Below are 26,140 nucleotides of genomic sequence, written 5' to 3' on the forward strand. Positions count from 1 at the left end.
GATGACAGAAAAACAGGAACTTCTTTTGCAGCTCTTCCGGGAGGTTGACGCAATCTGCAAAAAGCACAATCTTAGATATGTAATGGCAGGGGGAACACTGATCGGAGTTCTTCGAAATGAGGGATTTATCCCATGGGATGATGATGTAGATATCTATATGCCAAAGAGTGACTGGGATAAATTTGTAGAGATCTGCAAAACAGAAATGCCGGACAACCGGGCAATTTACTGCTCAGACGTAGACCGCACCTATACCAACAGTTTTCCGCGATATGGAAGTACAGATACCTGTTCCATCCATAAGCATCAGATCATCGGAGACGATAAAGCCGGAGAGATCATAGATGTTCTGACACTGGATCCGATCCCGGATGATGACAGGGAGTATGAGAAGTACAGAACATACATGATGATCTATACGGATCTTATCAATATCAGTATGGTAGTCGGAGCAAGATGGGAAATTTCTGCATGGAAGTATCTGTACTGGCTGTTCCGATATAAATTTTTCGGAAAAGACAGAACACTGAAAAAACTGGAAAAACTCATGTTTTCATATAAAGAGGAAGAGTGCAGCCGCTATGCCATGCGCTGGGGTGGCTGCCCGTTTCTTTTTGATAAGGATATGATGTTTCCGGTGAAATATATGGATTTTGAAGGGGAAAAGGTAATGGTTCCCCACAGGGTCAGTGATTATCTGATCTGGCATTACGGGGACGAATGGTCCTATATACCGCCTCATGGGGAAAGAGAATCCCATGAGTCTATTTATGTACCGGGAGCGAATTATCAGGAAATCCGTGATGAATATATGCCGAGGATATCCAGAGGAAGAATTCGCAGACAGATGACATTCCGTAAATTTTACTGTCTGCTTATGGCAAAAAAAGACCATAAACTGGATGTTGAGCGAAACCGGATCAGAGCAGAAGCAGCGGCGAAGGATCTTGAGGCGAGACTTCTGAGATCTGAGAGATCACTGGAAACTCTGCTGGCAGAGAAGCGCTTTGACGTGCTGAATGAGATTTTTGACAACTATTATAAGATCCAGCTCAGTGCAGAATTTATCGGCCGTGAGGATTATAACGGGATACGGCCATTTTATCATCCTACACTGATCCGTACAGAGGACGGTACTTTTCAGGCTGCCATGCTGACCCTGATCTATACAGAGCGTGTTTCCAAAGCATATCGCATGTATGAAGTACGCAGAAAAATGGATCATATTACTCCGGAAATGGAACAGACGGTGGAAGATATCCGTGCATTCCGGAAAGCTGCCAGTCTGTATGAATTTCACGAGAAGAAAGAAGCAGAAGCGATCGTAGATGACCTTCTGAAAAAATATCCGGATGCGCCTGGCTTTATAAAGTTCAAGTGCAGGTTTGTTATGGAACGCCTTGAAGAGGTGAAGGATTTTTCCGAGGCAGAAAAATTTCTGGCGTATTGTCTGAAGCATTTTCCGCAGGATGGATACTTCATCAAATATAAGGGCGATCTCCTCTGGAAAAAAGGTCTTCAGAATGAAGCCATGGAAAAGTACGCACTTGCAAGAGAAACCACCAACAATGGAATTGTGCATCTTGAGCTGGATAAGTTCCTTCAGGACAAAAAAACACAGGTCATTTCCCAGTGCAGAAAACTTCTGGAAGCACGTCATAAGTCCGAGGCATCTGTTTACATGGAACTCTGGAAAAAATTACTGCCGGAGGATACAGAAATAGACGGAGCATTTTATCTGGCAAAGGTATCTGTTGTGCGCACAAAAGCGGAGCTTGAGGAACTGGTAAAAGAGCTTTATCTGAAAATCGGTATTTCTGGTAAGATAGAAAAGAAGCCGCTTTCGGAGGAAATGCTTTACCGGGAGGCACTTACCCTGGCATGGAAACGGTTTGGATATCCGGAAGTTCTTGCTGACTGCCGTACCAGATTTCTGTGTACAGACGAAGTAAGTGATATGGAATATCTGGCAGAAGAAGTCAGAAGCTATCTGGTTCATAAGCAGTGGCAGGGAGAAACCTGGAAACTTCTTGGCGATATCCGCAGAAAGCAGGGCCAGACAAAGGAAGCTTTCGAAAATTATTTCAAAGCTCTGGAGCATATGCAGCATCCATATCTTAAGACGGAACTTGCCGGAATCTTCCTGCGAGATCTTTACAATGGCAGCAAAAGAAGTGCGTTTTTTGCAAAGAAATCCGATGTATCGGAATTTCTGGATGTCTGGCTGGATAAATACAAAAGCCAGGAAAATATTCAGGAACTTCTGAAAAAGATCATGTAGTTGTACCATACACCAAAACAATAGAAATGAGGCAGAGTGTATTGAACAGAGAACAACAGAAAGTACTGGAACTCCTTAAAGAAATAGATATCATATGCAGAAAAAACAAGATCACATATTTTCTTTCTCCGTATCTTACTCTCTGCGCAGTGACGGAACGGCCTTTTCCACTGAATCCCGAAGCTGGTGTTATATATATGAAAACCGGAGACATGGAAAGGTTCAAGAATGTTTTTGAAGAGGAACCGGTGCTGAGGAGAGCGTTGGAATCCATGGACAGTTATAAATATTTCCCCGGATTTTATCTTCGGTATACAGATAAAGACACATTGTTTTACAAGATGGATGATTACGGAAAATTTCAGTATCCCGGTATGGCAGTAAGAATACTGCCGCTGCAATGTGAATATGGTCCCAGGAGAAAATATCTCTGGAACCGTATGCGGGAAGATGGATGGAGAAGAATCCACGAAAGAAAAGAAAAGTGGAGAAATCAGAGAGCTTTTGCCTGTGTCTGTATGGTACGTCTGCTTATGCTCTGTGGAAGAGAATGGCTCGGTAAGAGGATATTTCGGGATCTGCTCCATCAGCCACAGGAAGATGTACAGAATTATGTGGTGCGTTTTCTGAATAAAAATGTCTATTATCCTGCATATGTTTTTGAGGAACAGAAGGAAGTAGAGATTGAGGGAGAACATTTTTTTATACCGGTTGATGCAGAGAAATATCTTATGACTTCCTACGGAGCGAATTACCGGGATAAAGGACCTGAGAATTACCGTCAGAGTGCCATAGCTGTGTGCAGCACACTGATTCCCTGCGAAGAATTCATGCAGCAGGGAAAAGATCTGAAGAGACTTGCTTCCCGGAGAAAAAGAAGAGCACGCCGGCAGAAATTTGGTCTCAGCTACCGGGAATATTTCAACCAGTGCTGGAATTACGCAAAGCTCTGCGGTAAAAAATATACATGTGCGAGAGCATATCGAAAGAAGTTGGATTATATCCGAAACCTGCATAAGAATCAGGATTATGTGCAGCTGGAAATTGTGTTTGGCAGATATACGGATATGATGAATAAATGCCTGAAATACGATGAGATATTTGAAGCAGATCCGGAATTACTGGATATCTATATTCAGTATCTGGAAAAAACAGGCAGAGTTGGTTTTATGGAAAAGGTAAAAAAATATGTTTAAAATGAAGCTTACAGATTATGTTGTAGAATTTTTACAGAAAAAAGGGATCCGGGATTTCTTTGGATATCAGGGAACCATGATCGCACATCTGGTAGATTCCATTGAAAAGAATCCTCATACAAAAAGTCATTCCAGCTATCATGAGCAGGGAGCTGCTTTTGCGGCCTGCGGTTATGCTCAGGCGAAAGGAGCCTGCGGCTGTGCATATGCCACAAGCGGTCCCGGAGCTGCCAATCTGCTCTCCGGCGTGGCTGATGCATATTTTGATTCGCTTCCGGTGATCTTTATTACCGGACAGCTCAATACCTATGAGTATTCCGGTATTGCAGGACTTCGACAGCAGGGCTTTCAGGAGATCGATATGGTTTCCATGGCGAAGCCGGTAACCAAGTATGCCATACAGGTCCGTGACCCGAAAGATATCGTCCGGGAACTGAACCTGGCATGGCAGATCGCCAACACAGGACGGAAAGGCCCGGTTCTTATCGACCTGCCTATGAATGTACAGAGAAGTGAAGTGGAAGATCCGGTTTATGATATGAAATTTTCTGAAGAAGAGATCGATACAGCCATATATGGAAAAAATGATCCTGAGAATGGAGCCGCTTTTTACAGGGATGCTGTTGCAAAAGCAGATTCTTCTGATGCGGCAGAGGCAGCAGAGTATATTCTGGATAAGATTAAAGGTGCGAAACGTCCGGTATTTATGATCGGCCACGGAGCGAATGGCGAAACAGAAAAAATGCTTACTGATCTCGCACGCGTCCATCATATTCCTATGATCACAAGTGTACTCGCCCGTTCTGTTCTGAAATTTGATGATCCGCTGAACTTCGGATGTATCGGCGGTGCCTACGGACACCGGTATGCAAATATGATCGCCAATGCGAAAAGTGATCTCCTGCTTTGTTTTGGGATTTCGCTCTGCACACGCCAGATCGGAACGAAGGTCCATGAGTTTGCCAAGGGAGCGGAGATCGTCCGTGTGGATATCGATCCTTATAACCTTCAGAGAGAGATCCATGAGGGAAGAAAAGGGGAGAAATGTTTTTGCGTCAGCGCAGAGGATGTAGCGTGTAAACTGACAGAGCAGCAGGCGCAGATCGGCTCTTATGAGGAATGGCTGGCTGTATGCCGGAAGATCCGAAAAGAGCTGGAGCAGGTGGATGATGCAACACCGCAGCGTTATCCGAACCGCATGATCGCATATTTAAGTGACAGGCTTTTCGATACTGGAGCCGTTGCTGTGGATGTGGGACAGCATATGGTCTGGAGCTATCAGTCCTTTCACAACCGACAGGGCCAGAAGACACTTTTTTCCGGTGGACATGGCGCCATGGGATATGCACTTCCGGCAGCGATCGGTGCTTATTATGCAACAGGAAAACCGGTGGCATGTATCTGCGGAGACGGAGCATTCCAGATGAACATTCAGGAACTGCAGTGGGTGAAGCGTGAGAACATCCCGGTAAAAATGATCGTGATGAATAATGAGGCGCTGGGAATGATCCGTCATCTCCAGAGAGACTATTTTGACTGCGTGTATGCGGATACTTCCGATGGCAGCGGATTTTCTTCCTGTAATTTCTCAGACGTGGCGCAGGCTTACAAAATTCCTGCGAAGCGTATCCAGGGAGAAGATGTGGAGAAATATGCCGGTAAGTTTCTGGAACAGAGCGGACCGGAGCTTCTGGAGATCATGCTGGAGCATGGAACTTACGCATACCCGAAGACCTGTCTGGGAGAGCCGATCCATAACCAGCAGCCTTATATACCGAAACCGATATTTGATGAACTGATGGAGTTATAAAATGGGAAAAATAACTGTGATCACAGGCGGTACCTCCGGAATCGGAAGAGGGATCGCCGAAAAGATCCTGGCGGAATCTGCGAAAGAAGACAGGATCTTTGTAACATACGGACATGATGAGAAAAAGGCTGCTGTTTTTCGGGACAGCCTTCCTGAGGAAAAAAAATCTCAGGTGATCCTGATGAAGGCAGATATGTCTTCCTATGATGAAATGATGGCTTTTGTGGAAGAGCTGAAAAAACGGGCTGATCATATTGACTGGCTGGTAAGCAACGCCGGGATCAGCACCTATGCGAAATATGAGGACTATAGTTTTGAGGAATGGACAAGGATCGTAAACACCAATCTTTCCGTGCCGGTATTCATGGTCAAAGAACTGCGGCCCATGATGGTGGAAGGCGGCAGTGTGCTTTTTACCGGTTCCTATGCAGGGCAGCAGGCGTATTCTTCTTCCCTTGTATACGGAGTTACCAAGGCGGCCATTCATTTCCTGACCAAATCTCTGGTAAAGGAATTTGAGCCAAAAGGCATCACCGTTAATGCCATTGCACCGGGATTTATCGAAACTCCCTGGCACAGTGCCCGCACCCAGGAGAGCTACGACCGTATCAACAGAAAGATCGCCCTTCACAGGTTTGGAACTGTGGAGGAAGTGGCGGATATGGCGTACGCGGTGCTGTCTAATGGGTATATGAACGGCAGTGTTGTGGATATCCATGGAGGATATGATTACTTTTAATACCAGTCGAAAGTGTGCAGGAAGACAGAAGAAGACACGTTGTGCCTGCACATAAGAGGCTTCTTATGACTTGCTGCATAGGGGCGACGCCCCGAAAACGAGATGCAGCGAAGCGGAATCGAGTTTGTGCACTTGAGGCGTCTGTATGGAACCGTGAATTTCTTTATATATTAAGCGAAAAAGGCTTGACTTGCACACCTGCTCTGTGATAAAATTGACGAGCGACATGGAAGTTAGGTCTTTTTTTTATGCCCGAAAATGACGACGGATACACGTTCCGGGCGGCGTAAAAGACCGTGCAAATGAAAACACTGGAGGTGGAAGTTGTGCGCGTTAAGATTACATTAGCATGCACCGAGTGCAAGCAGCGTAACTACAATATGACGAAGGAGAAAAAGAACCATCCTGAGAGAATGGAGACCAAGAAATATTGTAAGTTCTGTCATACACACACTCTGCACAAGGAAACAAAGTAATCACAGAGATTTGTGAGGTTATGCTATGGAAAAACAGAAATCTGCGGATAAGCCGCAGAAGAAAAGTTGGTTTCAGGGACTTCAGTCAGAATTTGAGAAGATTGTCTGGACAGACCGTCCCACACTGGCAAAGCAGACTGTTGTGGTCGTGATCATCACGATCATCCTGGCAGCGGTTATCAGTGTAATGGATTCCGGAATCCTGGAATGCATTAATTTCTTAATGAAGTAAGGACAAGGTGATTATATGTCAGAAGCAGCAAAATGGTACGTTGTCCATACCTATTCCGGGTATGAGAACAAGGTAAAAGCCAACATTGAAAAGACGATCGAGAACAGACACCTGGAAGACCAGATCCTGGAGGTACGTGTTCCGCTGCAGGATGTAGTGGAGATGAAGAACGGAACCTCAAGACAGGTTCAGAAAAAGATGTTTCCAGGCTATGTGCTTCTCAATATGGTGATGAATGACGATACCTGGTATGTTGTCCGTAACACCAGAGGTGTTACCGGATTCGTAGGGCCGGGATCGAAGCCTGTGCCTCTTACAGAGGAGGAAATGATGCCGCTTGGTATCCAGAAACCGGATATCGAAGTGGACTTCGCAGAGGGCGACATGGTAGTCGTTACTGGTGGTGCATGGAAAGATACTGCAGGTGTGATCACAGGTATCAACATGCAGAAACAGACAGTAACGATCAATGTTGAGCTTTTCGGTCGTGAAACACCGGTAGAGATAAGTTTCACAGAAATCAAAAAAGCTGAGTAATTAAAAAACAAGGTAACAGCAAGTGGGAGGGACACACCCCCGCCAATACCACATAGGAGGTGCCGAAAATGGCAAAGAAAGTAACAGGATATATCAAATTACAGATTCCGGCTGGTAAAGCAACTCCAGCACCACCTGTAGGTCCGGCTCTTGGACAGCACGGTGTAAACATCGTACAGTTTACTAAGGAGTTCAACGCAAGAACAGCTGATCAGGGAGATCTTATCATCCCGGTTGTCATCACTGTTTACGCTGACAGAAGTTTCAGCTTCATAACCAAGACTCCGCCGGCAGCAGTTCTTCTTAAGAAAGCTGCAAACATCAAATCTGGTTCCGGTACACCGAACAAGACTAAAGTAGCTAAAGTTACTAAGGCACAGGTTCAGGAGATCGCTGAGCTGAAGATGAAAGACCTCAATGCAGCATCCATCGAGGCTGCTATGAGCATGATCGCCGGTACAGCAAGAAGTATGGGAATCGAAGTCGTAGACTAATAAATACCGAAGATTAAGTTCGGGGTTCCCGTAGAAAAAGTGAAATTTTCAAGTGGGAGGGCTTTTCCCCGCAAATACCACAGGAGGTTATAGAAATGAAACGAGGAAAGAAATATGTGGAAGCTGCGAAAGCAGTAGACCGCGCAACATTATATGATGCACCAGAGGCTATCAGCCTTGTTAAAAAAGCAGCTGTAGCTAAGTTCGACGAGACCATCGAAGTTCACATCCGTACAGGCTGCGATGGACGTCACGCAGATCAGCAGATCCGTGGAGCAGTTGTTCTGCCACACGGAACAGGTAAAAAAGTTCGTGTACTTGTATTTGCTAAAGATGCTAAGGCAGAAGAGGCAAAGGCAGCAGGAGCAGACTTCGTAGGAGCTGAGGACCTCATTCCGAAGATCCAGAACGAGGGATGGCTTGACTTTGACGTTGTAGTTGCAACACCGGATATGATGGGCGTTGTAGGTCGTCTTGGTCGTGTACTTGGACCGAAAGGTTTAATGCCAAACCCGAAAGCTGGTACTGTAACAATGGACGTAACAAAAGCTGTTAACGACATTAAAGCAGGTAAGATCGAGTATCGTCTTGACAAATCCAACATCATCCATGTTCCGATCGGAAAGGCTTCCTTTACCGAGGAGCAGTTAAGCGACAACTTCCAGACGCTTATGGGAGCTATCACAAAGGCTAGACCTAGCACACTGAAAGGTCAGTATCTGAAGAGCGTTACAATCGCTCCGACAATGGGACCTGGTGTTAAGCTTAACCCGGTTAAATTAGCTCAGTAATAAATTTTAAATGCCCTGTACAGAGGAGACTTTGTACAGGGTATTTTTTTGTATAGGTATCTTGATTTTTTCTTCAATGCTTTTATAATAAATAAGGCTCAAGCAGATTTGGAAAATTATTAGAGATTTTTCATATAAAGTTTACAGATGAAATTCTGAATTGTGTTAAGATAAAAATGACGGGGAAAACAGGGCAGATAATGTTTTCCACGGGGATATTGTGGATGAGTTGATCTGAATGGGGAGTATAAGTTGAAATCAAAAAAGCGTAAAGCGAAGAAAATAAAAAAAGAAGTAAACAAAGTAAAAATGGCACTCTGCCTTCTGGTGGAGGCGATTGTGATCCTGACACTTGTAGTGATCATAGGCTGGAATAAAGGTGTAGGAGACTGGATGGAGTCGTTGCAGAGACCTGTTGTCCGTAAGCTTGAAATGAGCGGTATCAACAGCCCGTATGCAGTTCTGATGCAGGTAAAAGGTGGAAAGATCATCGGAAATATGAAGGGCGATGAGAAAATCTATCCAGCTTCCATGACGAAGATCATGACTGTGATCGTGGCCATTGAGAACCTGGATGATCTGGATGAGGAGATCACCCTGACTCAGGAGATGTTTGCCGGACTTTACGAGCAGGATGCCACACAGGCCGGTTTTCAGCCCGGTGAGACCGTGCGAGCCATTGATCTTCTTTATGGTGCCATGCTGCCATCTGGCGCGGAGTGCTGTATCGCACTGGCGGATACCGTAGGCGGTTCCAGGGATGGATTTGTGGAAATGATGAATAAAAAAGCGCAGAAGCTTGGAATGAATGGAACGCATTTCTGTGATACTACCGGACTGCATGATCCGGATCATTACAGTACGGTGAGGGATATTGCAGTGCTGCTCAGATATGCACTTCGGAACGATACGTTCAGAGAGATCATTGAGAGTCCGCGGCATTCTACCGGAGTTACCAACATCCACCCCAGTGGAATTACATATTACAGTACCATGTTCAAGAACCTTTCGGATACTTCTGTTACTGGGGGCAAGATCCTGGGAGGCAAGACGGGATATACCAGTGAGGCGGGCCTGTGCCTGGCCAGCTTTGCGGAAATTTATGACCGGGAATATATTCTGGTAACTGCCGGCGCTGCGGGGAATACGGGAAGCCCGCTGCATGTGCAGGATGCGGTAACGATCTATAACCGGCTTGGAAAGGCTATTGAAGCACAGATGACAGAGAGTGATGGATCGGAGTCCTGAAGACAGATAAGGGATATATTATTCCGGGTAAACTTTTTTGTGCCATGTTGTAAAATATTGACACGATTGGTATGAAAACGTATAATCATAACATAGTATTGCGACAGAGAAAACGGGTTCTGTGTATAATACACAGGATCCATTTTTTGTATTCAAAAATGGGAAAAAGTTGCAGGAGAAGGAGGAAATATCTATGAAAAAGAAAGTGGTTTCATTACTGATCGCAGGTCTTATGATGCTGGAACCATGCACGATGGCAGATGCGGCAGATCTTTCTGACACGGAAGTGATCGAGCAGAGCGTGGAAAGCGCAGGGGATTCTGTGGAGACAGAAGCAATGGGGGAGACTCCAGAGGAGACAGGAGATATTGCAGAATCCGGGGCACAGGATACAGAGGTTTCCGAAGAGGGATCCGTCGATGAAGAAGAACTTTCTCTTGATGAAGGTGCGGAAGCAGTGCAGGATGTAAACGAAGAAGAGGGATTTGGAGATGGAGAAGAAGCAGATTTTTCTGATAATGCGGAAGCAGCTACAGATGTTGGCGCTTCAATCCAGAAATCAGGGCGTCTGTCAAATACGGTCACATGGGATTTTTATGACAATGGAGAGCTTGTGATCAATGGCACAGGAGCTGTTCCGGATATGCCGGATGGGCTTTTTACGCAGCCGTGGGCAGCATTCGACATTACCAGGGTAAAAGTCAGTGATGGAATCTCCACATTGGGTGCAAATACGTTTGCGAGTATGTTGTATCTGGAAGAAGTGGAACTAGGAAAAAATGTCAAAAAGATCGGAACAGAGGCATTTTACAATGACACCGTACTGAAAAAGATCAATTTTCCAGATGGCCTTACATCTGTAGGTGATGGAGCTTTCTGGTTCTGTGGAGGTCTGGAAGGAGAACTGAAACTTCCCAAAAGTATTACCAGCATAGGAAAAAAGGCTTTTAACGGCTGTGACAGCCTGAAAAGTATCGTATTGCCGGAGAGCCTGAGAGAAATTCCGGCAGGCGCATTTCAGTATGATTACAATGTTAAAAGAATATTCATTCCTGCAAGTATCACAAAAATCGACAAGACTGCGTTTGAAGGCTGTGATCCATCAGTGATCCAGTATACAGGAACACAGGCACAGTGGAAAAAGCTGCAGCTTGATACAGTTTTTAATCCGGATTTTATGAATATTGAGTATAATTTTGCATCAGATAAAGTAGATGAACATATCTGGAGCCAGGAAAGAGAATGGGACGGAGAAGATCCTTACGACTGCACGGTTGCAAGAACTAAAAGCTATCACTGCATCGTTTGCGGCGCAATCGACGAAAGAAGTACGGTTACCGTGCCAGGTAAGGAACATACCTGGAGTGCAGAGAAGATCTATGATGAAAAAAATGATACGGATTTTTATGACTGTACAAAGGGTGGAACCAAGAGTTATCATTGCAAAGAATGCGGTGCGATTGATAAAGATTCCACAGAACCGATCCTGCCGAGAAGTGCACATTCTTACGGACCGTGGGAAGTGACGCAGGAAGCTACCATAAGCCAGCCGGAAAAAAAGATGCGTACATGTAAAGTATGCTATCACACAAGTAGGGTAACCGGAAATAAGCTTACCCCAACCATAAAAGTTTCCAGAACAGCAGTAACTCTGAATCCACAGCAGAAGCTGACATCCCTTTATGTGACTTATAAAAAAGGTGATTCCGTGGTTTCCTGGAAATCCAGCAATACGAAGGTTGCCACAGTTACAAAACAGTCAAACGGAAAGTGTGTGGTTGTTGCTGGCAAAACTCCAGGCAGGGCAACTCTGACCGTTACACTCAAGAGTAACAAAAAAGCATATGTGACGGTAACTGTTCGTTCTGTTAAAACGACAAAGATCACAGGGGTAAAATCTTCCCTTGTCCTTCGGGTGAAGAAAACTGCCACATTGAAACCGGTTCTTACACCGAGAACCAGTACGGAGAAGATTACTTATAAATCAAGTAATACAAAAGTTGCGACTGTTACTTCTGCTGGTAAGATCATAGCGAAGAAGAAAGGTACGGCTTATATTTATGTGAAGTCCGGAAGTAAGACTGTGAAATGTAAGGTTGTAGTGAAATGATTTTTGGCTTTTGTGAAAAGTGGGGGGAAAACCGTGGGGAAGGGAAGCATTCGAAGTTGCGAAGGCCATTTCCCTTCCCCACACCCCAACCCTCCGGCCACGCCGCTGTGATGCGCTGTAGAGGGTGATAATTTATTGGCTCAGTCCTGTATGCTGCTGTATTGGCAGCGACAGGCTGAGCCGATTTTTTGTTTTACCGTACGGGAAAGCGGCCCGCTTGGCGTGCCTGTTCCCTGAGATTCATTGGAAGAGTTGGCGTGCCTGTTCCCTGAGAGCGTCTTAAACATAATTGCGGTATGAAAGTCAAGCGGATATTCGCAATCCGCTTCGCTACGTAGCTCTACACCAAATAACTGCTCCGCAGTTTATCAGGAGGAGCTTGCACTCCTCATAATACAAGCAAGTCCCCACCCATTGCTTATTGCTTTTCGCAACCCCGCAGGGGACTTGCTTGATTTGGTTAAAATTAATTACAAACAGAACAGGTCCCAGGAAACAACAGAAACAGGCCTGCCAAGCAGGCCGCATTTCGTCCAAAGCGAATAAAAATCGGCACAACGAACCACACTCAATACCGTAGAATCCATCGCCCCTCCGATAAACATACACATTCCCACAACCTGCAGCAAATTGCGTGGCCGGAGGGGAGGAGTGCGAGGAGGGGAAATGGCCTTCGCAACTAGGAATGCTTCCCCTCCTCGCAAAAACGCCCGCAGCGAAAGCGTCCCGCCCGGGCAGGGCAAAACCCACTGCGAAGTGCGTCTCCAGACGCGCCCACAATGTACAATATCTAGTACAATTTTATCATTAATTTTATCAATAGTACAATCCCTTGTATATTATAAAAAACATACATCCAATCTGTTGACTTTAAAATCTGAATCTGGTATCTTATGGTCGTCATGAGAAATGTTATATATTACTAACTGCGCGGGCAGTGAACGAATAATCATTGAAACAGAACAAAGAAAGGATGTGCAACAAATTGGCAAAAGTTAATTTCGAGCAGTGGAACGGATTCAAAGGTGACCGTTGGAAAGAGAAGATCGATGTTCGTAATTTCATCAGCATGAACTATACACCATACGACGGAGATGCTTCTTTCCTGGAAGCGCCAACAGAGGCAACAGACAAACTCTGGGGCAAACTTCAGGAGCTTCAGAAAGAGGAACGTGCTAAAGGCGGCGTTCTTGATATGGAGACAGAGGTAGTAACAGGAATTACAGCATACGGTCCTGGATATATCGATGCGGAGCTCAAAGATCTGGAGCAGGTTGTAGGTCTTCAGACAGACAAACCTCTGAAACGTGCTTTCATGCCATACGGCGGAATCAAAATGGCAGAGCAGGCATGCGAGACTTACGGATATCACGTAAGCGACAAGATCAAAGATGTTTTCAATAACTATGAGTTCAAAACACACAATCAGGGTGTATTCGATATCTACACACCGGAGATGAAGAGAGCACGTCACAACAAGATCCTTACAGGACTTCCGGATACTTACGGACGTGGACGTATCGTAGGTGATTACAGACGAGTTGCTCTTTACGGAATTGATTACCTGATCGCAGGCAAAGAGAAAGACTTCGCAGCATGCGACCGTCAGGGTATGAGACGTTATGACTTCCAGCTTCGTGAGGAGATCGCAGATCAGATCCGCGCTCTGAAGAAGATGAAAGAAATGGCTCAGATCTATGGCTTTGATATTTCCCAGCCGGCCAAGAACGCAAAAGAAGCATTCCAGTGGCTGTACTTTGGATATCTTGCAGCGATCAAGACTCAGAACGGAGCTGCAATGAGTGTTGGACGTATCTCCACATTCCTTGATATCTATATTGAGAGAGACCTTGAGAACGGAACTCTTACAGAGAAAGAGGCACAGGAGCTTGTTGACCATATCGTAATGAAATTCCGTATGGTTAAATTCGCTCGTATCCCGTCTTACAACCAGCTCTTCTCCGGTGACCCGGTATGGGCAACTCTGGAAGTAGCAGGTATGGGACAGGACGGACGTTCCATGGTAACAAAGAACGATTATCGTTTCCTTCATACACTTGAGGATATGGGACCGGCTCCGGAGCCGAACCTTACAGTTCTCTACTCTTCAAGACTGCCTGAGAACTTCAAGAAATATGCGGCAGACATCTCTGTTACAACAAGTTCCATCCAGTATGAGAACGATGATGTTATGCGTCCGGTATGGGGCGATGACTACAGCATCTGCTGCTGTGTATCTGCTACAGAGACCGGTAAAGAGATGCAGTTCTTCGGTGCTCGTGCTAACCTTGCAAAATGCCTTCTTTACGCGATCAACGGTGGTGTTGATGAGAAGACAAAACAGCAGGTAGGACCGCAGTACCAGCCGATCACTTCCGAGTACCTTAACTATGACGAAGTAATCGCAAAATATGATCAGATGATGGACTGGCTTGCACATCTGTATGTTGGAACACTGAACATGATCCACTACATGCATGATAAATACTACTATGAGGCAGCTGAGATGGCACTTATCGATACAAAGGTTGACCGTTCCTTTGCAACTGGTATCGCCGGATTCTCACATGTAGTAGATTCCCTTTCCGCTATCAAATATGCAAAAGTAAAAGCAATCCGTGACGAGGACGGAATCACAACAGACTTCCAGGTTGAGGGTGACTTCCCACGCTATGGTAACGATGATGACAGAGCAGATGAGATCGCAACAACACTGCTTTCCACATTCCTTGAGAAACTGAAACACATCCATACCTATCGTGATTCCAAGCCAACCACATCCATCCTTACCATCACATCCAACGTTGTATATGGTAAAGCTACAGGATCTCTTCCGGACGGAAGAAAAGCCGGTGAGCCTCTGGCACCGGGAGCTAACCCGTCTTACGGCGCAGAGCAGAACGGACTTCTTGCTTCCCTGAACTCTGTTGCAAAACTTGACTATGAGGATGCCCTTGACGGAATCTCCAATACTCAGACCATCAACCCGGATGCCCTTGGACATTCTGAGGAAGAGCGTACAGAGAACCTTGTAAACGTACTTGACGGATACTTTGACCGTGGTGCACATCACCTCAATGTAAACGTATTCGGTAAAGAAAAACTCATCGATGCTATGGAGCATCCGGAAAAAGAGGAGTATGCAAACTTCACGATCCGTGTTTCCGGATATGCTGTTAAGTTCATCGACCTTACAAGAGAGCAGCAGCTTGACGTTATCGCAAGAACCTGCCACGAAAGGATGTAATAAAAAATATGGACGACCAGAAAAAAATCACTGGCTACGTCCACTCACTGGAGAGCTTCGGCTCTGTTGACGGACCAGGAGTCCGGTATGTGATCTTTTTGAGCGGCTGTGCCATGCGCTGCCAGTTCTGCCACAATCCGGACACCTGGCAAATGAAAACAGGAACGGAGTACACAGCAGATGAACTGCTTGAAAAAGCATGTCGATACCGCTCTTACTGGGGAAGTAAGGGCGGTATTACTGTGAGTGGAGGCGAGCCACTGTTACAGATCGATTTCCTCACTGAGCTTTTTAAGAAAGCCAAGAAACTTGGAATCCACACAACACTTGATACCAGCGGCAATCCTTACACAGAAGAGGGCCCATGGCATGAAAAATGGGAAGAGCTGATGAAATATACAGATCTTGTCATGCTGGATATCAAACATATTGATGAGGAACAGCACAAGATCCTCACAGGATGTACCAACAAAAATATCCTTGCCATGGCGAAGAAACTTTCCGATATGGGCATAGCCATGTGGATTCGCCATGTACTGGTACCGGAGCGCAATGATCGTGACGATTACCTTCATCGCCTGGCTGATTTTATCGGTACGCTGAAAACTGTAGAGAGAGTGGAAGTTCTTCCGTATCATACGCTCGGAATTTTCAAATGGGAAAACCTTCATCTTGACTATCCGTTGAAAGGTATTAATCCTCCAACAAAAGAACGGATTGAAAATGCGGAGAAAATCTTGGGAGCAGGTACACATTAACGCACATATCTGAGGCAGGCTTCGGGTCAAGCGGATATTCGCAATCCACTTCGCTACTTGCTCATAACCATATCACATGTCTAAAAATCGACATGGATATGGTTTTTTTATATTTTTCACTATACTTTAAAAAAAATTAGTGATATCATAGATATAATAGGTAATAAAAATGAAATGGAATACTATGGACAGGTAAAGCAAAGGAAGAAGAATGGGGACAAAAGATATCATGACAATGCAGGAAGTACAGGAGATGAAGCAGCAGCTGGAGCAGGTTTTTTCTATTGTACGTCTGCTGGATGGAGAAACACTGGAAACAGGAGAAGGAATAGAGCCCCCATGTCAGTGCTATTCCATATGGGGTAAGGACGAAAGATGTACTAACTGTATTTCCAGAAAAGCACTGAAAGAAAAACGCCAGAAAACAAAAATAGAAATAGTAGACTCTAAAGTTTATCAGGTAATTTCCAAATATCTGAATATTGATGGCAAACCATATATCATGGAAATGATCAATAATCTGGAAGATGACGATATCATTGATTCAGAAGACAGAGAGAATCTTCTTGCAGAACTCAGTGGATATGCGGATGAATTGTATAAAGACGCTCTTACAGGTGTTTTTAATCGAAGATATTATGAGGATAAGGTCAGAAATCTGGAGAGTTCTGCCGGCGTGGCTATGGTGGATCTGGATGATTTTAAACTTTATAACGATACCTATGGACATGATGCAGGTGATAAAGCATTAAAGGTAGTTGTGGAGGTTATCCGTCGACATGCACGTAAGACAGATAAGGTTGTTCGTTTCGGAGGAGATGAATTTCTTCTGCTGATACCGGACATCAATGTGGATAATTTTACCAAGAAACTGAAGGAAATCCAGGAAGAAGTTCATGCAGCCAGAGTACCTGGATATTCTCAGCTGAAGTTGTCAGTAAGTATTGGCGGAGTACTTTCTACCGGAGAAAAACTGGGAGAAGCAGTACTTCGTGCAGATAAGTTTATGTATCGTGCGAAACAGCGCAAAAATATGGTCGTGATCAGTGAAAATGAGATTGCAGGAAGAAACAGCGCACAGGAGATCCTTCTGCAGGATAAAACAAGGCTGACGATCCTGATCGTAGATGATTCCGAGATGAACCGCTGCATTTTGTCGGAAATGCTTGGAGCAGATTATGATATTCTGGAAGCGACCAATGGCGAGGAAGCCATCAAGCTTCTGAGACAGTATGAAACCGGAATCTCGCTTGTACTTCTTGACCTGGTAATGCCCGTAATGGATGGATTCGGTGTACTGAGTTATATGAACGAAAGAAACTGGATCGAGGATATTCCGGTTATCATGATTTCCGGGGAGGACTCTGTTTCTTATGTAAGACGGGCCTTTGATCTGGGAGTTGCAGATTATATCAAGAAACCGTTTGATGCGCAGGTTGTATACAAGCGTGTTTATAATACCATTACTCTGTATGCGAAACAGAGAAGACTTCTGGTTCTTGTCACAGATCAGATTTACGAGAAAGAAAAAAATAACCGTATGATGATCAGCATCTTAAGCCAGATCGTGGAATTCAGAAATGGTGAAAGCGGTGCTCATGTTCTGCATATCAACATTATCACAGAACTGATTCTGGAAAGGCTGATACAGAAAACGGATCAGTATGATCTGTCCAGCTCTGTAAGAAGAATGATTGTTACAGCATCTGCTCTTCATGATATCGGAAAGATTGGTATTGATGACAAGATCCTGAATAAACCGGACAAACTGACAAAAGAGGAATTCGAGGTTATCAAGACACACAGTGCCATCGGTGCCTCCATGCTGGAGAGCCTGGAATATTATAAAAACGAACCGCTGGTTCGGATTGCCCATGACATCTGCAGATGGCATCACGAACGCTACGATGGAAAAGGTTATCCGGATGGACTGAAGGGAGAAGAAATCCCGATTTCTGCACAGGTAGTTGCACTGGCTGATGTATATGATGCGCTGATCAGTGATCGTGTATATAAGAAAGCTTATTCCCATGAGAAAGCGGTTGAGATGATCCTGAATGGAGAATGTGGAACTTTTAATCCGCTCCTCCTGGAATGTCTGAAAGATATTCAGGGCCGTCTGAAAGAAGAAATGACTACAATGTCAGAAGAACGTGCAGAAACTGCAGACAGCGGAAGCGCCACTTCAGAATTTGAAGGCTATGAAAAGACAAAAGAACAGCTCTTTAAATCCATGTCAGAAGATATTCGAAAAGAATATATAGATACTATCCCAACAATCGGGGGGGGGGAAACAGACGTTCCTGAAAAGTAAATAAAAAATAACCAACGGAAACGAGAAAAGCTGATGTGATTCATGGATCACACCAGCTCTTTGTTTTTAATAAGCATTTCTTTGATAATATTCTGAGTATACGCACCCAGGTGACGCTGAGTATCCCGGTCAAGCTCAGATGGAATGATTGGTTTGCCGTACTCAATTACCACATGAGTAGGAGACATCTTTGGAAAATTGGCTTCCCAGATGTTTGCGGAATTGCTGATCGCGATAGGAATGATCGGACTCTTTGCTCTGGTTGCGATCTTGAAACTACCGTCATGAAATGACAGCATATCGGTTTCATCTGCGTTTTTGTTTCTGGTTCCTTCCGGGAAGATGCATACGGAGATTCCGGATTTTACATAATCTGCCGCCTGAAGGATGGTTTTCAGTCCCTGTTTGATATCCTCTCTGTCAAGGAAGAGGCAGTAGAGGTTACGCATCCAGTTGGAAAGCAGCGGGTAACGTTCCATTTCTTTCTTTGCAACATAACCGGTACGGATCGGGCAGCGGCTGTAGGTCAGCAGAATGTCAAAATAACTTCTGTGATTCGCCACATAGAGAACAGCCTGATCTTTCGGGACATTCTCTTCACCGATGACGGTGACCTTGGCACCTGTGATCCACAGGATAAATTTAAATATGGCCTGTACCATACGCAGAGAGCTGATATCCTTGGTCATTGGAGAGAATTTGCCGATGATCCATTCCACCAGAAGAACCGGGATCGTCAGCACCAGATAAGCGATGACAACGATACAGACAAGTATAAATCGAATCATGTCTTCTGTCCTTTCTATATTGTGATGCAGTTTTGCATTCTGACACCATTATACGAAGAATTTTCGATAGTTGCAATAAATCTTTCCCGGATTACATAGAATAAATACTGAGTAATGCAGGCTGCTGATAAAAGAGGGGATTATGAAAAGATCAGTTTTTCTGCTAATTGCTGTAATAACGGCTTTTCTGCTTTCCGGCTGCCGTTTCGTCCGGATCGAGGAAGAAGAGCGGAAACCGATTGCCTATACAGTGGTAGAAAAGTCCGATATCCCGGAGGAACTTTCCCGGATCATGGAAGAAAAAAAGGAAAAAGAATTTCAGTTAAGTTATGAAACTGGAGAAGACCTGTATCTTGTAAAGGGATATGGCCGGCAGATGAGCGGAGGTTACAGTATCCAGGTGGAAGAACTTGGAGAATCCGGTAACGGGCTTTTTTTTGTTACAAGACTTCTTGGCCCGGAAGATCTGAAAGAAGCCGGAGTACCATCGTATCCCTGTATTGTGATAAAAACCTCAAGGCAGAAAAAACCGGTAACGTTCACAGAGGGAAGCGGCAGGTAAAAAAATTCTGAGAAAGGGGAACCAATTGTGGAATTAAAGAAGGAGATCATGCAGATACTGAAAGAAAAAAGCAGGGCAAAAAGCCAGATCACCTTTGATGAAGATTTTAATGTACCAGATGCGAAACCGGATGTGGGAAGGCTGATCCAGTATAAAGGAAGGATCAGTATGGATGATGTCCATCTCGCTGACGGAAAAGGGATCCTGAGAGGAGATCTGCAGGTAGATATTCTTTATGTGGGAGAAGAAAACGGAATTATCAGCAGCATTACGGCAAAATTGCCGTTTGAGGAAACACTGAACCTGAAAGACATTGTAAATGGAGATAAACTGTGCCTGAAGTGGGAGATTGAGGATCTTACCATCCGGCTGATCCATTCCAGAAAGCTGAATATCAAAGCACTGGTAACATTTTATGGAGCAGTAGATGAGACGGAGCAGGTTCGTCTTCCGGTAGCGCTGGATGCTACGGATATCTCTGTCAGAAAGAAAACAGTCCGATTTCTGGGACTTACCGTACATAAAAAAGATACCCTGCGTGTTAAGGATGAATATACCATTGCTTCCAACCGTCCGGACATTTCCGGCCTGATCTGGTATACCATGGATATACGGGGACTGGATCTGAAACCGGAAGAAAACATCGTAAAAGCAAGGGGAGAGCTGACGGTTTTTGTACTGTACGAATCAGAAGATACAGAGACACCGGTACAGTGGCTGGAATATTCACTTCCTTTTTCAGGAGAAGTGGAATGTCCGGATTGTACAGAAGAATTGATCCCGGATATTGAAGTTTCCGTGATGCACCAGAGCCTGGAAGTAAAGCCGGATGCAGATGGAGAGGAACGGATACTGGTTTCTGATGTAGTGCTGGAACTGGATATGAAATTTTTCCGGGAGGAAGAATATTCACTGGTTACAGATGTGTATACACCACTTCGGGAATGCGTTCCGGAAGGGAAAAATGAAGTTTTGGAAAAACTTCTGGTGCGGAATTTCTCCAGATGCCGGATCACTGACCGCATTCAGGTAAAAGAAACCCAGGGGAAAATCCTCCAGCTCTGTCACAGCCAGGGAAAAGTAAAGATCGATAAGACCAGGATCGTGGAAAACGGAGTGCAGGCAGATGGAGTGATCATGCTGAAGATCCTGTATATTATCGGAAACGACAGTATGCCTTTTTACTCCATGGAGGCCATGATCCCGTTTTCTCATGTGGTGGAAGCGAGAGGAATCCGGCCGGACAGCAGCTACCGGTTAAAGGCAGAACTGGAACAGCTTTCTGCAGCCATGGCGGACGGAAATGAGATCGAGATCCGGGCGTCAGTGGGCCTGAATCTTCTTGCAGTCATCCGGGAACCCGTATTTATCATTGACAAAGTGGAAGAAAAACCTCTGGATATGAAAAAGATCCAGGCTATGCCGGGAATCCTGATCTATATGGTAAAACCGGGAGATGAGCTGTGGGATATCGCAAGAAAATATCATACATCCATTGAAGAAATCTGCACTCTGAACGGGCTTAAGGAAAATCAGGAGCTATCTCCGGGAACACCGCTTCTTGTGGTGAAAAAAGTAGAAGGACAGATCAAATGAGAAAAAAACAGCAGAAAATGAAAAAAGCTGGAAAATTTTGCTGTTGAAAAGACTGCAAAAATCATATAAAATATACATATAAATACTGTATACAAAGTACAAATGGAGGGGCTTATGCGTTTAAAAGCAATGGCAAAGATCAATCTCGGACTTGATGTTCTGGGGAAGAGAGAGGACGGCTATCATGAGGTACGCATGATCATGCAGACCATCCGTATGTATGATATCCTGGATATCAGAAAGACGAAACGGCCGGGAATCGTGCTGACAACCAATCTTCCGTTTATTCCCACTGACAGCCGAAATCTTGTATATAAAGCAGCAGAGATGCTGATGGAAGAATTTGAAATAGAAGAGGGACTTTCCATTAAACTTCGCAAGTTCATTCCGGTAGCGGCAGGTATGGCAGGCGGAAGCTCTGATGCTGCGGCTGCATTTGTAGGTGTGAACCGGATGTTTCATCTGGGCCTGACGGAAGAGCAGCTGATGGAGCGCGCAGTGAAGGTAGGAGCAGATGTTCCGTACTGTATCATGCGTGGAACAGCCCTTGCAGAGGGAATCGGTGAGAAGCTGAAGCGACTTCCGAAAGTTCCGGAATGCTATGTGCTGGTAGGAAAACCGGGAATCAATGTTTCCACAAAAACCGCCTACGAAAATCTCAATCTGGCAGGAATCGGGAAACATCCGGATATCGATGGACTTATCAGGGATATTGAGGACGGTGATCTTTATGCCATGGCATCAAAAATGGAGAATGTATTTGAGCCTGGAATTATCCGTCAGTATCCTGTAATTGGAAATATCAAAGAACTCATGGAAGAAAAAGGAGCGCTGAAAGCGGTGATGAGCGGAAGCGGTCCAACGGTATTTGGTATTTTTGATAACAGAGATAAGATGGCGGCGGCAGCCAGAAGTCTCAGAAAGAGCGGACTGGCAAAAACAGTATTTGCCACGGATATTTACAACAGGGATGGAGGAGTTACAAATGACAAGTGATTTTTCTGTGGATATGAATGAGTATCTGCCACTTCGGGATGTTGTTTTTAACACCTTGAGGCAGGCAATTCTGAAAGGAGAACTGAAACCGGGGGAGAGACTTCTGGAGATCGCTCTTGCAGAGCGTCTGGGTGTCAGCAGAACACCGGTGCGTGAGGCCATGCGTAAGCTGGAGCAGGAAGGCCTTGTAGTGATGATCCCACGCCGGGGAGCCCAGGTTGCAAGCATCACCGAAAAAGATCTGAACGATGTTCTTGAGGTGCGTATCGCGCTTGAGAATGTAGCCATAGAAAAGGCATGTAAGCTGATCACAGAGGAGGAGCTTGGACGGCTCTGGGTAGCAGCCAAAGAATTCGAGAAAACAAAAGCAGAGGGAAATCTTGTTCGTCTTGCGGAGGCGGATGTGGCGTTCCATGAGATCATTTACCAGGCTTCCGATAACAAGCGTCTGAACCAGGTACTGAATAATCTCCGCGAGCAGATGTACCGCTACCGTGTGGAATATCTGAAGGAAGAGCAGACCAGAAATCTCCTTGTCAGCGAGCATGAAGAACTGGTAAAAGCGATCCGGGAGGGTGATGTGCAGAAAGCACAGGATATTTCTTTTCACCATCTGGAGAATCAGAGAATGGCAATTATCCGTACCATCCGTGCGGAAAATGCTGCCAGAGAATCCGAGAAAAAAGAATAAGAACCGGATATCCGGGGATATTAAGAGAGATGCCACTGGCATCTCTTTTTTATTGGAAAAGGATGGTGAAGCTGTGGAAAAAAAAAAGATTTCAGTATCTCTCCATGAAAATGAATCTTATATCCGGAAGCGCTGTGAAAACTGCGATGATATTCTGATCCGGCCCATGCGCCTGGGAGAGGGTCATAAAGTGGACTGTCTGATGGTTTATATTGAAGTGGCAGTTTCCAACATGATGCTGGACGATTCTGCCATTGGAAAGATGATCAATCATTTCTGGGAAATTCCGGAAGAAAAGATCCGGGAATTTATTCGGAGAAACAGTCTCGGAATTGCGGATGTGGAAGAACTTTTTTCCATGGAAGAAGTCTTCGGGGCGGTTCTTTCCGGAAATGCGGTTTTCTTTATGGACGGTTATGACAGGGCCATGAAGATATCCAGCAAAGGCTATCCGGGGCTGGATGTATCAGAAGCGGAAACGGAAAAAGTGCTGCGGGGTTCCAAAGAAGGCTTCTGCGACAGCGTAAAAACCAATGCGGCCCTTGTACGGAAGCGGATCCGGGATACCCGCCTTAAAGTGGAACAGCAAAATATCGGGGTGCGTTCCAACACGGTGGTGCAGCTTCTGTATGTGGAAGATCTGGTGCACGAAGAACTTCTGATTGCGGTGAAGGAACGGCTGGAATCTTTTACTGTGGATGGAATCCTGGATAGCGGAATGCTGGAGCAGCTGACAGAAGAAGCCTGGTATTCGCCTTTTCCACAGTTTCAGACAACCGAACGTCCGGACCGGGCGGCACAGGAACTTCTCAATGGAAAAGCCGTGCTGCTCTGTGACAATTCACCGGTGGCACTGGTGATTCCAGGTGCGTTTAACAGCTTTATGGAAAGCAGCGAGGACTGGTATAACCGTTTTGAAATGACTTCATTCCTGTGTGTGCTGCGATATCTGGCCATGGCTGTGGCAACGTTGCTTCCGGGACTTTATCTGGCTGTGATACGGTTTCACACCCAGATCCTTCCGGCCAATCTGATCCTTTCTTTTGCACAGGCAAGGGAAGGAGTGCCGTTTTCCAGCGTGGTGGAGCTGGTGTTTCTGGAGCTGTCTTTTGAGCTGATCCGGGAGGCGGGCGTACGGATTCCCGGAACTCTTGGAAATGCCATCGGGATTGTTGGAGGCCTGATTATTGGACAGGCAGCTGTGGAGGCTAATCTGGTAAGCCCCGTGGTGGTAATTATTGTGGCATTAACGGCGCTTGGATCTCTGGCGATCCCCAATGAGGAATTTGCGTCTGCGTTCCGGCTTCTGAAGTATGGATTTCTTTTTCTGGGAGGATATCTTGGCATCTTCGGAATTGTGCTGGGACTGTATCTGACAGCGGCACATCTGGCAGGACTTTTAAGTTTTGGTGTCCCATATCTGGTACCCTTTGTAGAAAAAAACGGCCAGGCGGAAACAGGAGGAAGAATTTTGCGCCAGCCATTCCGGAAACGGAAATTCCGGCCGTTGTATGCAAGAGATGACCAGAAGCGCAGACTGCGGACAAAGCCGTGGAGGCAGAAAGGAAAAGGATTATGAGATTTGCAGAAAACAACAGGATTTCCCACAGACAGCTTTTCCGGCAGATCATACTTGTGTTTCCGGCGCCTTTTCTTCTGTGCCTTTTTAAAAACGGAGAAATGCTGGGAGTGAATGCTATGGCAGGGACGATCCTGGCGGCGGTGCTTCTTTCATTTTATGTGATCTGGCTGATCCGTCTTGCTCCTGCTTATGGAGAACTTTCCAGAATGACAGGAAATATTACTGTACGGTTTATTGGACTGTTCTTTCTTTTATATGTAATCTTAAGTGCGGCTTTTCTGGCGGATCTTCTTGCAAAAGTAATTCCACAGAGTCTGATCAGCGGGATTTCCGGGAAATGGCTGTCTCTGCTTGCTGTGGCAGCATGCAGTCTGGGAACGCACCGGGGAATGCAGAGAAGAGGAAGGATTGCAGAAATTTCCGGTGGAATTTTTCTGGCAGGGATTCTCCTTCTTATGATTTTGAGTGCAGGACAGGGAAAAGCGGAATATTTTCTGGAAACCGTGGAGGGTACCGGTAGCAGGTTTTCCGGGAAATGGATGATCCGGGATGTGTATGCATTTCTCTGTGTTTTTTCCGGAGTGGGGCTTCTGCCTTTTGGGCTTGAAAAAGTAGAAAAACAGGGAAGTGCCAGAAAGCCGGTGATCCTGGCCTTTCTTACCGTGTGTGGAATTGTCCTTGGTATGCAGGTTCTGCTTCCTGCTGTATTTGGAAAAAACAGGCTTCTGGCGGAAACATATCCGGTGCTGCCTCTTCTGGACGGGGCAGATCTTCCGGGAAATGTGCTGGCAAGATTTGATGTGATCTGGATGGGATTTCTGGTGTTCGGGCTTCTTTTTTCTCTGGGAAGTCTTTTTCATTACGGGAATCAGATTGCGGAAAAAACAAAGCTTAGAAGTGGACGGTACTGGATTCCGGCAGCAGGGTGGATCCTTTCGCTCTACGAAAGAAACGGCGCCGGGATAGAAAAGTATTATGGATGGTATCTGGCATATATTTTTGTGCCGCTGCTTCTTGTGATCCAGATTTTTCTCAGTGTGGAAAATAAAGGCCGCTGGAAGAAAAAAGCGTTGTCTGTGAGCCTGTTTTTCTTTGTAAGCCTTATGGGAACCGGGTGTGCGGCTGTGGAACCGGAAAAAAGGATGTATCCGCTGGCACTGGGGGCCGGCGTTTCGGAAGAAGGCTTTGTGCTGAAGTATGCCATGCCGGATATGAATGTGACCACCGGGCAGGAAAAGCCGGAAGAAGATCCGGTTTCCGTACTGACCCTTGCGGGCAGAAATTTTCAGGAAATCGAGGAAGTCTACAATCGTTCCCAGGAAAAATTTCTGGATCTGGGACACCTTCAGGTAGTGATTCTGGATGAGAGCATGCTGACAGAAGAAAACAGAAAGGCTTTTCTCGAATATCTGAAGCAGGAAGAACATGTAGGCGAAGATGTGTACATGTTCCGGACCGGAATGCTGGGAGAGGTTTTTCACTGGAAGGGAGCAGAGGAAAGTTCTGTGGGTGAATATCTTCAGGGAATCCAGGAGAACCGTACTACCGGGCAGCAGAAAAAAGGAGTGACTTTGAGAGAGGCATATCATCAGTTTTACCAGGACGGAACATTACCATGGATTCCTTCTGTATGGGTAAATGGGGATCTTCTGGAAGTGGATTATGGAAGTGCTGAATAAACAGGCGATAAAC

General features: G+C 45.4%; 21 protein-coding genes. 20 read left to right on the plus strand and 1 reads right to left on the minus strand.

Going from position 1 to position 26,140, the window contains the following annotated elements; all coding sequences use genetic code 11:
• Position 1: 1 nt before the first annotated feature.
• The 14 genes from AC04Q6_RS09295 to AC04Q6_RS09360 all read left to right on the plus strand — a co-directional run bounded on the left by AC04Q6_RS09295 (position 2) and on the right by AC04Q6_RS09360 (position 18,233).
• Positions 2-2,281 carry a LicD family protein gene (locus AC04Q6_RS09295; RefSeq protein ID WP_118062526.1) on the plus strand — a complete coding sequence of 760 codons (2,280 nt, stop codon included), beginning with the start codon at positions 2-4 and terminating at the stop codon, positions 2,279-2,281.
• Between the two features lie 41 nt (positions 2,282-2,322).
• Complete coding sequence (locus tag AC04Q6_RS09300) at positions 2,323-3,477, plus strand: LicD family protein (protein WP_476389654.1); 1,155 nt, start codon at positions 2,323-2,325, stop codon at positions 3,475-3,477.
• Positions 3,470-5,287, plus strand: a complete 1,818-nt coding sequence (locus tag AC04Q6_RS09305; RefSeq protein WP_119247948.1) for a thiamine pyrophosphate-binding protein — start codon at positions 3,470-3,472, stop codon at positions 5,285-5,287. The genes AC04Q6_RS09300 and AC04Q6_RS09305 overlap by 8 nt, the downstream gene beginning before the upstream one ends.
• 1 nt (position 5,288) lies before the next feature.
• Complete coding sequence (locus tag AC04Q6_RS09310) at positions 5,289-6,026, plus strand: SDR family NAD(P)-dependent oxidoreductase (protein WP_118170055.1); 738 nt, start codon at positions 5,289-5,291, stop codon at positions 6,024-6,026.
• A gap of 326 nt (positions 6,027-6,352) precedes the next feature.
• Entirely contained in the window at positions 6,353-6,502 is a 150-nt protein-coding gene (rpmG, locus tag AC04Q6_RS09315) for a 50S ribosomal protein L33 (protein WP_044961412.1), read from the plus strand.
• Between the two features lie 25 nt (positions 6,503-6,527).
• Positions 6,528-6,734: a preprotein translocase subunit SecE gene (gene secE, locus AC04Q6_RS09320; RefSeq protein WP_021976010.1), complete on the plus strand. Its 207-nt coding sequence runs from the start codon at positions 6,528-6,530 to the stop codon at positions 6,732-6,734.
• Between the two features lie 15 nt (positions 6,735-6,749).
• Positions 6,750-7,271, plus strand: a complete 522-nt coding sequence (nusG, locus tag AC04Q6_RS09325; protein WP_015525332.1) for a transcription termination/antitermination protein NusG — start codon at positions 6,750-6,752, stop codon at positions 7,269-7,271.
• 68 nt (positions 7,272-7,339) lie between these two features.
• Positions 7,340-7,765, plus strand: coding sequence for a 50S ribosomal protein L11 (rplK, locus tag AC04Q6_RS09330; protein WP_015525333.1), 426 nt, complete (start codon positions 7,340-7,342; stop codon positions 7,763-7,765).
• A gap of 95 nt (positions 7,766-7,860) precedes the next feature.
• The gene (rplA, locus tag AC04Q6_RS09335; protein ID WP_021976011.1) at positions 7,861-8,556 is read left to right on the plus strand and encodes a 50S ribosomal protein L1; all 696 of its coding nucleotides are present in this window, start codon (positions 7,861-7,863) and stop codon (positions 8,554-8,556) included.
• Between the two features lie 252 nt (positions 8,557-8,808).
• Positions 8,809-9,804, plus strand: coding sequence for a D-alanyl-D-alanine carboxypeptidase family protein (locus AC04Q6_RS09340; protein ID WP_021976012.1), 996 nt, complete (start codon positions 8,809-8,811; stop codon positions 9,802-9,804).
• A gap of 193 nt (positions 9,805-9,997) precedes the next feature.
• A complete protein-coding gene (locus AC04Q6_RS09345; protein WP_244832745.1) occupies positions 9,998-11,914 on the plus strand; it encodes a leucine-rich repeat protein in 1,917 nt (638 codons plus the stop codon).
• A 985-nt stretch (positions 11,915-12,899) separates the two neighbouring features.
• Positions 12,900-15,161 (plus strand): formate C-acetyltransferase, encoded by a 2,262-nt coding sequence (gene pflB / locus AC04Q6_RS09350; RefSeq protein ID WP_242996985.1) that lies wholly within the window; start codon positions 12,900-12,902, stop codon positions 15,159-15,161.
• An 8-nt stretch (positions 15,162-15,169) separates the two neighbouring features.
• Positions 15,170-15,919 (plus strand): pyruvate formate-lyase-activating protein, encoded by a 750-nt coding sequence (gene pflA / locus AC04Q6_RS09355; RefSeq protein WP_118071711.1) that lies wholly within the window; start codon positions 15,170-15,172, stop codon positions 15,917-15,919.
• A gap of 211 nt (positions 15,920-16,130) precedes the next feature.
• On the plus strand, positions 16,131-18,233 hold the full coding sequence (locus AC04Q6_RS09360; RefSeq protein ID WP_119247951.1) for a diguanylate cyclase: 2,103 nt from the start codon (positions 16,131-16,133) through the stop codon (positions 18,231-18,233).
• A gap of 47 nt (positions 18,234-18,280) precedes the next feature.
• Here AC04Q6_RS09360 and AC04Q6_RS09365 read toward each other — a convergent pair whose 3' ends face one another.
• Entirely contained in the window at positions 18,281-19,021 is a 741-nt protein-coding gene (locus tag AC04Q6_RS09365; protein WP_118062535.1) for a lysophospholipid acyltransferase family protein, read from the minus strand.
• A 142-nt stretch (positions 19,022-19,163) separates the two neighbouring features.
• On the opposite strand from AC04Q6_RS09365, the gene AC04Q6_RS09370 reads away from it, so the two are divergent.
• The 6 genes from AC04Q6_RS09370 (at position 19,164) to AC04Q6_RS09395 (ending at position 26,127) form a co-directional block, all read left to right on the plus strand.
• Positions 19,164-19,583 carry a protease complex subunit PrcB family protein gene (locus AC04Q6_RS09370; protein ID WP_118071709.1) on the plus strand — a complete coding sequence of 140 codons (420 nt, stop codon included), beginning with the start codon at positions 19,164-19,166 and terminating at the stop codon, positions 19,581-19,583.
• A 27-nt stretch (positions 19,584-19,610) separates the two neighbouring features.
• A complete protein-coding gene (locus AC04Q6_RS09375; RefSeq protein ID WP_181988218.1) occupies positions 19,611-21,179 on the plus strand; it encodes a DUF3794 and LysM peptidoglycan-binding domain-containing protein in 1,569 nt (522 codons plus the stop codon).
• Positions 21,180-21,293: 114 nt separating this feature from the next.
• A complete protein-coding gene (gene ispE, locus AC04Q6_RS09380; protein WP_021976975.1) occupies positions 21,294-22,175 on the plus strand; it encodes a 4-(cytidine 5'-diphospho)-2-C-methyl-D-erythritol kinase in 882 nt (293 codons plus the stop codon).
• Positions 22,165-22,866, plus strand: a complete 702-nt coding sequence (locus tag AC04Q6_RS09385; protein WP_021976976.1) for a GntR family transcriptional regulator — start codon at positions 22,165-22,167, stop codon at positions 22,864-22,866. Before ispE ends, AC04Q6_RS09385 begins: the two co-directional genes overlap by 11 nt.
• A gap of 73 nt (positions 22,867-22,939) precedes the next feature.
• Positions 22,940-24,445, plus strand: a complete 1,506-nt coding sequence (locus AC04Q6_RS09390; protein WP_119247962.1) for a spore germination protein — start codon at positions 22,940-22,942, stop codon at positions 24,443-24,445.
• Positions 24,442-26,127, plus strand: a complete 1,686-nt coding sequence (locus tag AC04Q6_RS09395; RefSeq protein ID WP_119247952.1) for a GerAB/ArcD/ProY family transporter — start codon at positions 24,442-24,444, stop codon at positions 26,125-26,127. Before AC04Q6_RS09390 ends, AC04Q6_RS09395 begins: the two co-directional genes overlap by 4 nt.
• The last annotated feature ends 13 nt before the right edge of the window (positions 26,128-26,140 follow it).

The sequence above is a fragment of the Blautia sp. HA9023 genome, assembly GCF_056504095.1.